This is a genomic window from Thermosipho africanus Ob7 (assembly GCF_003351105.1).
Lineage (GTDB): Bacteria > Thermotogota > Thermotogae > Thermotogales > Fervidobacteriaceae > Thermosipho > Thermosipho africanus.
Genome location: NZ_NKRG01000007.1, coordinates 1 through 12,039 on the forward strand (window position 1 = coordinate 1; position 12,039 = coordinate 12,039).

Below are 12,039 nucleotides of genomic sequence, written 5' to 3' on the forward strand. Positions count from 1 at the left end.
TCTTGAGCTTTATACTTTTTTTAATAATTTTTTCAATCTATAGTGTATTGTCTAAAAAGATATTTTCTTAGATACACTCATTTAGATTTATCAAAGACAATGTTAGAAAATTTATTGAGTAATTTTTGTTGTTAAACAATATTGAAGTGAATATTATTGGGCTACACCTCCTTGTTGGTGATGTTTAGTACAAAAACAATTTTAACAAGTGTAGCCCTTTTTTACTTTTTACATTGGCCAGGGTCTTTGATTTTTGCCAATCTTAAATCAAAAACTTGACTATATTAATAAATGGCTATTAATATTGTGAAATTTCACCTCTTTTTCTAACTACGTCTGCAAAGTAATTAAATAAGATAATTCCTACAAAAATATAAAGTAAAGAAGATGTTATCATATAAATCCAATCATTAAATCTAACAGAAGATCCTTCTATCAAATTACTTAGTATTTTCATATAACCATTTGCTGGAACAATATATTTTACTATTCCTTTGTAATCACCTAGCAAAAGACCTATAATAGCAAATTGTGCTATATTTAGTAATGCTTGAGTTCTTTTGAATCTAAGAGTTATACCCGCTAAAATAAGACCTATACCATAACCTTGAAGCATTAGCAAAATTAAAGTGATTATAAAACTCATTGGTATAATTAAAGGTATCCCGGCTATTTTAAAAACAACTATAAGTATTAAAAATTCAAAAGGAATCATTATTAAAAAATTAGAAAATTGGTAAAAAAGGTAGATTGTTGAAGGGCCAACTGGTGAAATAAATGCCTGTTCAATTAATCCTATACTCATTTCATTTATAATAGTCCACGACAAATCTGTAATGGTTCCCAAAAAAGTAAACCATACAATATAACCTATTGCAAGTGCTTGAATACTTTCTCCTAAATTTGCAGGATTTCCAAACTTTGTAACCCCCAAGACCATAAAGTAAAACAGCATTGTCATAATTGTGAAAAAAGATATTGTATTTAAATAATATCTTTTAAGTTCCGAAATTACCCTCAAAACGGTTCCTTTAAACACATTAAGATAGACCATTTTCATCACCTCTTACAATATTTACAAAAACTTCTTCAAAGTTCACCATAACACTTTCAAGGCGCTTTATTTCAATGTTTTTACTCTTAAAGTGTTCAAGGACTTCATATAATTGATCTATATTATCTATTTGAATGTTTAAAATCTTTTCTCCGTTTTCTTCGACAAGTGTTCCGAATTTTTTAAGCTCTTTATAACCATTATTGCTTAAAAAACTTATTTTAAATCTTTTTTTCTTGAAAGCATCCAAAAGTTTTTCTTTTTTATCACTAACAACGACCTTACCTTTATTTATAATCAACACATGATTTGCCACTTTTTCAACAAGTTGCATATCATGAGTAGATAAGAGTATGGTCTTTCCATCTTTTGCAAGTTTTTCAAGCATTTGTCTTACTTTTAATGAAGATTCAACATCCAAGCCGAGTGTTGGTTCATCTAAAAGAATTAGCGGAGTATCAGGCAGTAATGCTATTCCAATTGCTAACCTTTGTTGCATACCTCTTGAAAGTTTTCCAGCAAGTTCGTTCTTTTTTTCAGTTAACTCTACAAAATCCAAAATTTCAGAAATTCTACTTTTTAAGTATTTTCCTCCTAAACCTCTTATATGACCAAAGTATTTTAGGTTTTCATAAACTGTCATCTTCCAATGAATATTTCTATTTCCTTCTAAAACTGCAGAAACATATTTTAGTGCATGTGAAGGATGTTTGTGAACATCTATGCCGTTTATATAGATTTCACCTTCATCTGGAATTATAAGCCTTAATATCGACTTTATAGTTGTAGTCTTTCCCGCACCGTTTGGTCCTAGAATTGCAAAGATTTCTCCCTTTTCAGTCTCAAAACTAATTCCTTTAATTGCTTCTACTTTTTTCCCTTTTGAAACATAGGTCTTTTTAAGATTTTTAACCTGCAGCATCAAAATCCCCCCCAGCTTTTGGTTCATATACCTGTTGTGGTGCAATAACAAAGAAAACAATGGATATAGCTAGGGCTAAAAAGTTAACTACCAAAAAAAGAATATGTGCGGCCATAACATCAATTAAAAATCCATATATGACCGCACCAAGTGGTACCATAATCTGAGAAAAAATTTCAAGCGTTGAAAAAACTCTTGACCTTATTTCAGAGGGGGTCATGAGTTGCAAATTTGTTGAAATTGGGATATTTACCAAAGTATTAAATGTACCAACTATAAAGTAGATAATAGATGTAAGCCAGAAAAATTTCCATATGGAAAATTTAACAAGAACGTTTGGGAAAATCAATATTGTAAATGCAAAAATTGCTAAACTTTGAATAGATATTCCAGATATCATTAAAGTTTTGTTTTTTGCATTTTTTAAAAGGGACATTAGAAAGACGTTTCCTGCAAGCATTCCAATTGTAAAAAATGTTTGCACAAAACCATATTGTTGAGCACTCATTTTTACTATCTGCCTTAAAACATACGGCTCAACTACCTGGAATAATGGAGACATTAAAAAGTTAATTATCATTGCAAATGTAAATAGATATTTTAATCCTTCATTTTTAAAAATGAAAGTTAAGCCTTCCTTGAATTCACTAAAAAACGAAGAAACACTTAATTTAGACCTTTTAGAAAATTTTACTTTATATACAATAAACATTTCACTAATTGCCGATAGTACAAATGAAGTACCGTTAATTAAAAATACAGCAAATATTCCAAAAAGTCCATATATAATTCCACCTAAAATTGGTCCGATTATCATAGAAAAAGAATTAACACTACCAAGTACAGAATTTGCTGATCTTAGTTTATCCTCAGAAACTATATCAGGGATCATGGCTGTAGTTGCAGCTCCAAAAAAGCCATCAAAAACTGCAACAAATGCCTGAATAACAAATAAAATTAATATATTAAGACTATTAGTATATGAAAGTAATGCAAGAAAAAGTATTAAAAATCCGCGGACAAAGTCTGTGAAAACCATTATATTTTTTCTATTAAACCTATCTCCCAAGACCCCGGCAAAAGGGGCAACCGAGAGTCTTGGAAGAATACTAAGTAAAGTAAATATTCCCATTGCAGCTCCTGAACCTGTAACGTCTAAAATATACAAAGGAATTGCAATCATCTGTATTCCTGAACCTATTAAAGATACTAATCTTCCAACAATATAAAGCAAAAAATTCTTTGTAAAAAGTTTATTTGTTGAGTCTGTTCTCCTCACAGTTAAGCCACCCCGCATTCAATTTTCCATTTCCCCAGATAACTTCGCATGTAACATTTCCTGATGAAATAACTCCATTTAGTTCTATATTTTCAGCATGTACATTTCCTGAACTAATTGATCCATCCTGATAAACTGTTATATTCTCAGCCTTTACGTTTCCCGTTTTCACAGTTCCTTCAACTATTAATTCTTCTGTTTCAATATTTCCACAAGAAATGGTTCCAATAGCTCTTATCTTATCTGCTTTTAGATTTCCACAGGCTAATTTTCCTTTAACTATTACTTCTTCAGCTACAATATCATCATCGGTTTTAAATTCTTTACCTTCTTCTACAATCAATGTTTCAAATTTTTGAGTCTTTTTAGACTTTTTAAAATTTCCATTTTTAATTTCAAACCCTGACAAAAATGGTTTTAAAAATACTTTAAACAATCCCTTCAATAATAAATTGTTTACTCTTGTAAGTCCTCCCTTAACTTTTGGTGGAGTACCTTCTTCTTTACTTGCTACAATATTTAAACTTCCGTTTATAACTCCCCCGTTCCATTTTACCCTTGAGCCAACAATATTCATGTCCCCTTTTACTTCACCAGAAAATGTTAGTTTTCCCATAACAATCGAACAATCACCATTTACAATTCCTTTTATAACAGCTTCTCCATTTACGATATTAATATCACCTTCAAAAACCTCTCCCTCTTCTATTACTGTTATTTCACCTACTTTTGTCTCGACATTTTCGTCTGAACTTTCAAAATTTTCATCTTTATAATCTTCTCTTTGTTTTATTGCTTCAATAAGTGCTTCTGCCTCTTCAGTTGTAATTTCTCCATTTTTAAGAGCTTCTAAAACTTTTCTAATTTCTTCATTCATTTTTCTCTCCCCCTTTTCTCTTAATAATGTTTAAAGCATCTTCCACTGAAATCAATTTCTTCTTTAATTTTTCAAAAACATCATCTTGATCATCAACTTCAGAATCTCCTATTGGTTTAAGTCCCATTTTATCGAGTAGCTTTTCAAGTCTTCCACGAAGGGTAAAATATCCAATCCCTGTTACACGTTCCATTTCTTTTAAGTTTCCTCTACTTCTCAAGAACAAAATTATAAAATTCATATCCTCTTCTTCCAAAAATGCAAGTGGCGAAACTGTGAACATTCCAGAAACTGTAACATTATCATGCACACATTTTAGTTGAGTTACCTTCATTGGTTTTCCGCAAACCGGACATTTTGGTAGCATTCACTCTCACCTCCAAAAATTTTGAACAACGATTCAAAATTTTAAAATAATTAAATCGGCAATTTTTGCTTTTTAATACAAATGATATGTCCTATTGTTCTATTTCCTCTTTTCAAAATTTATTATACTCTTTTCAAAATTTTTTGTCAAATTGCAAAAAAATTTGATTATTATATGAAATATTTAAAAAATATATGTATTTTAATGCAAATTGCAGTTTATTGACAATAAATGTATTTTTGATAAAATTGCTATGAGGAGTAATAGCGCCAACGTAGCTCAACCGGTAGAGCGGCGCATTCGTAATGCGTAGGTTGCGGGTTCGAGTCCCGCCGTTGGCTCCATTCCCCCGTTGAAGGGGGAATTTTTGTTTTGGTAAAATAATTGTGAGGTGATATAAATGCAAAAGGCAGATTTTATTGACAGAATAGTTATATATGTAAAAGGTGGAAAAGGCGGAGATGGTTCTGCAAGTTTTAGACACGAAAAGTACGTACCAAAAGGTGGTCCTGATGGTGGAGACGGTGGAAATGGTGGCTACGTATTTTTAAAGGCTAATCCAAATCTTTCAACTCTTTTAAGTGTATCAGAAAAGAAAAAATACATTGCTGAGAATGGTGAAAATGGAAAAGGAAAGAAAATGCATGGAAGAAATGGAAAAGACGTTGTAATAGATGTTCCAGTTGGCACTGTTGTGAAAGACTTTGAAACAGGGGAAATAATAGCAGACCTTGACAAGCCTGGAATGGTTGTCTGTGTAGCTCGTGGAGGAAAAGGAGGTCGTGGAAACGTCCATTTTAAATCTTCTACGATGAGAGCACCAAAAATATCAGAAAGAGGTTTTGAAGGAGAAGAGAGAAAGTTAGTTCTTGAACTAAAACTTCTTGCAGATGTAGGACTTGTTGGCTATCCAAATGTTGGGAAAAGTTCATTTATATCAAAAATAAGCAACGCAAGGCCAAAAATTGCAAATTATCCGTTTACAACCACGATACCTAATCTTGGTGTTGTAACGGTAAATGAACTACAGTTTGTAGTTGCAGATATTCCAGGACTTATAAAAGGTGCAAGTAAAGGAGCAGGGCTCGGAAATGTGTTTTTAAGACATGTTGAAAGATGTAGTGTAATAGCGCATATCGTAGATATTTCGGGAATGGAAGGAAGAGATCCTGTCCAAGATTACTTTGACATTAGAAATGAACTTGAACATTTTAGCAGTGAACTTGCTCAAAAAGAAGAAATTATAATAGCCAACAAAATAGACCTCATATCCAAAGAGGAATTAGAAAAAAGACTTGAAAAATTAAGAAAAGAGACTGGAAAACAAATTTTTCCTACAAGTATAATAACAGGAGAAGGAATAGAAAAAATTGTTTACAAACTTGCGGAAATAGTTAAGGAAAGTAAAAAATTCCATACTCAATCGGAAGTTGTAAACGAACAAATTAAGCGTCCAAAGCCTCTCTGGAAAGAACTACCTGAAAGGTTCAATATTGAGATTATAAAAGAAGGCAATGACTTTATTGTTACCGGCACTTATGTCGAAGAATGGGCTAAGAGGTTGAATTTAAATCAAAAAGATGGTTATAGAAAATTTATGGAACTTCTAGAGAAAAATGGTCTTGAAAAGAAATTAAAAGAGGCAGGGATAAAAGATGGCGATACAGTTTGGGTTGCCCAAAGAGCTTTTGAATACAAAGAATAGTCTTGTAATATTTGGAGGATCATTTAATCCTCCTCACAATGGGCATATAATAATTGCACAATTAGTAAGAGAAATGTTTAAATATGCAGATATGCATATTGTAACAAGTTCAACACCTCCTCACAAGCATGTTGATGTTGATTTTAAAACAAGATTTTATTTAACAAAGAAAGCATTTGAAAAGGTAAAAGGTGTTGAAATAAGTGATATTGAAAATAAGCTTGGTGGTATAAGTTATGCAATTAACACTATAGAATATTACGAAAAATATTACGAAAGCATCTTCTTTTTGGTCGGAGAAGATGCTCTTTTTTCTATTGAAAAATGGTATAGATATGAAGATATTTTAAAAAAAGTAAAGATGCTTGTATATCCAAGATACAAAGACAAAACTTTATATGAAAGGGCAAATAATGTGCTAAAAGAACTTTCAAATTCTATATATATACTAGATCTTCCCCTTATTCAAATTTCATCAACGATTGTAAGGGAAAGGGTTAAAAATAAACAAAGTATATATGGTTTTGTCCCAGAAAGCATTATTGAATTAGTCGAGGAGGTATACGGTGATAGGTAAAATTGGTCTTGCTCCAATGGCCGGAGTAACTAACTGGAGCTTTAGAAAGCTCTGCTTTGGATTTGGGGCAGAGTTTGCATACACAGAGATGATAAGTGCTGAAAGTGTAATTAGAAATTTAAAAATAAACGAGTATTATTTTCCAAAACCTGAGGAGAAAGACAAAGTAGCAATCCAAATCTTTGGATCTGACCCATTTGTTATGGCGAAAGCTGCTTCAATGCTTGAAAATATGGGGGCGTGGATAGATATAAATGCAGGGTGCCCTGTAAAAAAAGTTGTAAAAAAAGGTGCTGGTAGCGCCCTATTAAAAGATCTAAATAGGTTAAAAAATATAATTATGCAAGTAAAGTCAGCTGTAAGTTGTAAAGTTTCAGTTAAGGTAAGGATAGGATTTGAAAAAGATGAATTTGAAAAAATATATGACACAGTTGTTGATGCTGGAGCCGATATGATCGCAGTGCACGGTCGAACCGCAAAACAAATGTACTCTGGAAAGGCTACGTGGAATATAAAAAACAAAGGTTATATTCCACTTTATATTAACGGAGATATACATTCACTTTCTGATGCAAAACGTGCTATGGAAATTTCAAAAGCTGATGGAGTATTGATAGCAAGAGCAAGTATTGGAAAACCATGGGTATTTAATGATAAACCCCCTTCATTGTCTGAAATTAAAAAGATCATTTTGTATCATATAGATCTTCTTTACAGTGAAATAGGAGAACGTGCTGCCCAAGAATTTAGAAAATTTGTAGCAGGTTATACAAAAAATTTACCAAATTCAAGACAATTTAGAGCAAAAGTCATGAAAATAAATGACGTGGAGACTTTAAAGAAAGCTTTCGAAGAATATCTTACATCTATTTCATTTTAGCGTTTCATTCTTAAAGATTTTAAATTGGAAGTGCGTTGAAAATCATAATAAAATATTAGTGAGGTGAAAATATATGAAAAAAATAGTCATTTTTCTGTTATTATTTTCATTTATTTCTTTTTCAAACATTGTTATATTTATATACCATCGCTTTGATGATGAAAGATACCCTACAACAAATACATGGACAAGTGAACTTGAAATGCATATAAATCTTGTCAAAAAGCTTGGGTATAAAATTTGGACGCTTAAAGATTTAGAAGACTATGTATATGGAAACAAAGAAGAAGAAAATGCGGTTATATTCACTGTAGACGATGGATATGTTACAACATATACAAAGGCATTTCCTGTTTTTAAAAAATATAATGTACCATTTTCTGTGTTTTTGTATTTTGGAGGAGTAGGTGTTTCAAAAGAATATTTAACATGGGATATGATAAGAGAGATGGCGGAGTGGGGTGTTGAATTTGGTCATCATTCAACAACCCACGAAAAATTTCCGTTACTGCTTAAAAAGATGGATCTAGAAAGTTTTAAAAAATACTTTGAGGATGATTTAGTAAAGGGTCAAAAAATTTGGCAAGAAAAAATGAATACATCTCTAAAGTATTATGCATACCCGTATGGATACTATAACGAAGAAATGATTGAAATATTAAAAAAATATGGTTTTAGACTTGCGTTTATACAGCTTTCTGGTCCATACAACAAACAAATTTCACCTTTTGAAATACCAAGAGAAGCGCTCCTTGAAGATTGGGCAACAGAGTCACATGTTCGATATGTTTTAAGTAGGCAGCCATTGATTTTGAAAGAAAAGCCATATTTTTGGAAAGATGGAAAGCTTTATGTAAAAGCTAAATTGGATCCTTTTTATTCAAATCCAGTTGTGTATATTAGAGAAAAAGGAATTGTTGAAAGTACTTTTAAAGATGGATATCTTCAGGCAGGTCCATTTGAAATAAACAATGATATAAACAGCTTGATGATAAGTGCAAGAGGAAAAGATAGAAAAGAATATGTAAGATACTATTTAATCATAAAGTAGGGAGGTCTTTCAAGTGAATATTATAGATGAAATATCGTCATCTAAAACACTGGAAATAAATGCTCTTGCATCAAAATTAAAAAGTGAAGGAAAGGATGTTATCAACCTAACAGCTGGTGAGCCAGATTTTCCAACCCCTGATGTTATAAAGCAAAAAGCACATGAGGCATTAGATATTAATTTTACAAGGTACACCGACAGTAAAGGAATTGTCCAACTTCGTGAAACTATCTCAAAAATTATGCAACAAAAAGGATTTAATTTTTCAAAAGACGAGATAATTGTAACAAATGGAGGAAAACAGGCACTTTTTAATGCAGTTTTATCTACTGTTGATAAAGATGAAGAAGTTATATTGATTTCTCCTTACTGGGTAAGTTATCCTCCAATGATAATGCTAGCTGGAGCAAGTATAAAAGTTTTAAATACAACTTTTGAAGAAGGTTTTGTTCCAAACATAGAAGAATTAAAAGCATTGATTTCGGATAAAACTAAGGCGATAATCATAAACTCTCCGAATAATCCAACCGGGGTTATCTATCCAGAAGAGGTATTAAGAAAGATTGCTGAAATTGCAAATAAAAATAAAATTTTTGTTTTAGCAGATGATGTTTACGATTCTCTTGTATACGATGGAAAATATACATCAATTGCAAATTTTGTTGACCCAGAATATCTTATATATATCAATGCATTTTCAAAATCTCATGCCATGACAGGTTGGAGAGTTGGATATATTGCTACAAAAAACAAAAAAATATACAAAAGAATAGCAAAAATTCAAGCTCATACAACTTCATCTGTAAATTCAATTGCACAATATGCAGCATCTTTTGCACTAGAAGCTGATACTTCATATATGTTTGAAGAATTCAAAAAAAGAAGAGATTTTACAATTGAAATGGCACAAAAAATTGGTCTTGAATTTGTAAAACCAAACGGTGCGTTTTACCTTTTCTTTAAATCTCCAATGGAAAATGATGAAGAGTTTTGTAAAAAGTTGCTTGAAGAAAAACTAGTTGCACTTGTTCCTGGAAGCGCATTTATGGCCCCAGGTTTTGTCCGAATGTCCTTTGCAAACTCTCTAGAAGCCATAAACGAAGCATTTAATAGAATAAAAGAGTTTTTAGAATAAGGGCCATTGGCCCTTTATTTTTTGTGGTAGAATATCATTGAGGTGATTAATTTGTTAGATGTAAGATTGGTCCCGACAAAAATTAAAGATTATCAAGCTATAGTTGTAATAGATGTCTTGCGGGCTACCACAACAATGATTACTGCTATTTCAAATGGAGCACAATTTTTAGTTCCAGTGGAAACAGTTGAACAAGCAAGAATTTATAGAAATGATGGTTTTTTACTATGTGGAGAAAGGGGTGGGGTAAAGCCAGAGGATTTTGACCTTGGAAATTCGCCTCTTGAATACACAAAAGATGTAGTTAAAGATAAAAAATTGGTTATAACCACCACAAACGGTACAAAAGCATTAGCAAAAGCAAGGGAGCATTCAAAAAATATAATTCTCGGTGCCTTTGTAAATTTTTCAAAAACTCTTGAATACATTAAAAAATTTGATGATATACTATTTGTATGTTCGGGAAATGACGGTGAAGAGTCCTTTGAAGATACTCAGGTAGCAGGTGCATTTATTGAAAAATTAGTGTTATTTAAAGAATATGAACTATCAGATAGTGCTTTAATATCTCTAAATTTTTGGAAATCAATTAAAATGCCAAATTTTACAGGAAAGCATTCTCGTGTACTAAAAGCGTATGGCTTTAAAGATGACATTATCTTTTCACAACAACTAGACATTTTCAACACAGTTGTGATTTACGATGGTGATAAGGTAATTAAAGGAGAGTAGGGGATATGAAAAAAATTATATTCTTGTTATCTTTAATACCTTTAATTTTGTTTTCAAATTCGTTTACATTGTTTACTGGAGAATCTACTACAATAAAAATTTTAAGCAAGGGAAATTTTAAAGTTTCGGTAATAGATGTACTAGGAGGTGTTTTACCAGAGGAAATTTTAATTGATGAGCTTTCTTTTAAAGATATTGCAACTATTACGTATATAGCGCCAATTGTTCCAATGGATACTTATTTAAAATTAAAGGTAAATGATAAAACTATTGACTATAACTTTAAAGTAGTTGAGCCTTCTTTTCCTCAAGATGCTACATTTGTAACGCTGGAAGAATTCAGTGGAAATGTAGCAATTTCCAAAGACGGTCAAAACTGGAGTCCTGTCTCAAAAAAGGAAAAATTATATGAAGGTATCATCTTAAAAACTCTTGATAACTCGTATGCAGTAATTTCTGGAAATTGGGGTAAGTTATATGTAAAACCAAATAGCACAGTGAAAATTTTGAGAAGTAGAAGCAATAATGAGGATTTTGACTTTATAGTGGAAGTAGAAAAAGGCGAAGTAATTGCAGATGTTTTAAAGTTTATAATGTCAAAATCAAGGTTTCAGATAAAGAAAGATTCTGTAACGGCAGGTGTTCGTGGAACAAGGTTTGGAGTCAAAGATAATAACTGGTTTGTCTTTGAAGGAACAGTTTATCTTTTCAATGGAAATAGACTAATAAGTCTTGGTGCAAAAAAACTTGTAAAGGTAATTGGAAATACGTTTGAAAATCCACAAGATTTTGAAGAAGAATTTGAAACATACATAGATACTTTTGACAAGCTATTTGAAGATTTAGAAGAGGAAATTGACAAACAAATGGAGGAGTGGGACATTGAACTACCAGGTATTTAAAACCTCTGGAGCTCTTGCGACCAATACATATGTCTTTGAAAATGAGGGCAAGACCTACGTTGTAGATCCTGGATTTGGTATTGGCAAATTTGTATCTGACAAAGAAGTATATGTTCTTTTAACCCATGGACATTTTGATCACATTATGGGACTTTCTGAATTAAATGTTAAAAAAATCTTTATTTCTAAAGAAGATAAAGAAATGTTAACTAATCCATCTTTAAATTTTTCACAGTTGTTTGGTCAGGGTTTTTCTTTTAATGGCGATGTTGAAGATATAGACGAACATTTTGAAACTATTAAAGCGCCAGGACATACGATGGGATCGAGGATAATTATAATTGATGATCTAATTTTTACAGGAGATACGGTTTTTTGTAGTACAATAGGTAGAGTTGATCTTTCAGGCTCAAGAGAAAAAATGATAGAAACGTTGAAAACTTTGAACGAAAGATTTTCTAAGATGGACAAAAATTTAAAAATTCTACCTGGTCATAATGAGCAATGTACCATTAAAACTCTTTTTAAAATAAATCCATACTTTAAAACGAGGTAGTA

Annotated in this window: 13 protein-coding genes and 1 tRNA gene; 9 read left to right on the top strand and 5 right to left on the bottom strand. The window is 31.5% G+C overall.

Annotated elements, in window-relative coordinates; translation table 11 throughout:
* Nucleotides 1-298: 298 nt before the first annotated feature.
* Genes OB7_RS07705 through OB7_RS07725 form a run of 5 tightly spaced genes read right to left on the bottom strand, consistent with a single transcriptional unit; the run spans nt 299 to nt 4,499 of the window.
* The gene (locus tag OB7_RS07705) at nt 299-1,054 is read right to left on the bottom strand and encodes a hypothetical protein (protein WP_004100267.1); all 756 of its coding nucleotides are present in this window, start codon (nt 1,052-1,054) and stop codon (nt 299-301) included.
* A complete protein-coding gene (locus tag OB7_RS07710; protein ID WP_004100270.1) occupies nt 1,041-1,976 on the bottom strand; it encodes an ABC transporter ATP-binding protein in 936 nt (311 codons plus the stop codon). Before OB7_RS07710 ends, OB7_RS07705 begins: the two co-directional genes overlap by 14 nt.
* On the bottom strand, nt 1,963-3,255 hold the full coding sequence (locus OB7_RS07715; protein ID WP_114702951.1) for an MFS transporter: 1,293 nt from the start codon (nt 3,253-3,255) through the stop codon (nt 1,963-1,965). Before OB7_RS07715 ends, OB7_RS07710 begins: the two co-directional genes overlap by 14 nt.
* A complete protein-coding gene (locus OB7_RS07720; protein ID WP_114702952.1) occupies nt 3,230-4,132 on the bottom strand; it encodes an SHOCT-like domain-containing protein in 903 nt (300 codons plus the stop codon). The genes OB7_RS07715 and OB7_RS07720 overlap by 26 nt, the downstream gene beginning before the upstream one ends.
* The gene (locus OB7_RS07725) at nt 4,125-4,499 is read right to left on the bottom strand and encodes a DUF2089 domain-containing protein (RefSeq protein ID WP_012579780.1); all 375 of its coding nucleotides are present in this window, start codon (nt 4,497-4,499) and stop codon (nt 4,125-4,127) included. The genes OB7_RS07720 and OB7_RS07725 overlap by 8 nt, the downstream gene beginning before the upstream one ends.
* A gap of 268 nt (nt 4,500-4,767) precedes the next feature.
* Here OB7_RS07725 and OB7_RS07730 point away from each other — a divergent pair.
* From OB7_RS07730 to OB7_RS07770, 9 genes are all read left to right on the top strand, one after another.
* A tRNA-Thr gene (locus tag OB7_RS07730) sits at nt 4,768-4,843 on the top strand.
* A 56-nt stretch (nt 4,844-4,899) separates the two neighbouring features.
* Nucleotides 4,900-6,204, top strand: a complete 1,305-nt coding sequence (gene obgE, locus OB7_RS07735; RefSeq protein WP_004100287.1) for a GTPase ObgE — start codon at nt 4,900-4,902, stop codon at nt 6,202-6,204.
* The gene (gene nadD / locus OB7_RS07740) at nt 6,155-6,781 is read left to right on the top strand and encodes a nicotinate (nicotinamide) nucleotide adenylyltransferase (protein WP_012579781.1); all 627 of its coding nucleotides are present in this window, start codon (nt 6,155-6,157) and stop codon (nt 6,779-6,781) included. The genes obgE and nadD overlap by 50 nt, the downstream gene beginning before the upstream one ends.
* Nucleotides 6,771-7,661, top strand: a complete 891-nt coding sequence (locus tag OB7_RS07745) for a tRNA dihydrouridine synthase (RefSeq protein WP_012579782.1) — start codon at nt 6,771-6,773, stop codon at nt 7,659-7,661. The genes nadD and OB7_RS07745 overlap by 11 nt, the downstream gene beginning before the upstream one ends.
* 73 nt (nt 7,662-7,734) lie before the next feature.
* Complete coding sequence (locus tag OB7_RS07750; RefSeq protein WP_004100298.1) at nt 7,735-8,712, top strand: polysaccharide deacetylase family protein; 978 nt, start codon at nt 7,735-7,737, stop codon at nt 8,710-8,712.
* Between the two features lie 13 nt (nt 8,713-8,725).
* The gene (gene aspC, locus OB7_RS07755; protein WP_114702953.1) at nt 8,726-9,847 is read left to right on the top strand and encodes an aspartate aminotransferase; all 1,122 of its coding nucleotides are present in this window, start codon (nt 8,726-8,728) and stop codon (nt 9,845-9,847) included.
* Between the two features lie 42 nt (nt 9,848-9,889).
* Nucleotides 9,890-10,579, top strand: a complete 690-nt coding sequence (locus OB7_RS07760) for a 2-phosphosulfolactate phosphatase (protein ID WP_249031065.1) — start codon at nt 9,890-9,892, stop codon at nt 10,577-10,579.
* A 5-nt stretch (nt 10,580-10,584) separates the two neighbouring features.
* Nucleotides 10,585-11,481: a FecR domain-containing protein gene (locus OB7_RS07765; protein ID WP_114702955.1), complete on the top strand. Its 897-nt coding sequence runs from the start codon at nt 10,585-10,587 to the stop codon at nt 11,479-11,481.
* Entirely contained in the window at nt 11,462-12,037 is a 576-nt protein-coding gene (locus OB7_RS07770) for an MBL fold metallo-hydrolase (RefSeq protein ID WP_114702956.1), read from the top strand. Before OB7_RS07765 ends, OB7_RS07770 begins: the two co-directional genes overlap by 20 nt.
* Nucleotides 12,038-12,039 lie beyond the last annotated feature (2 nt).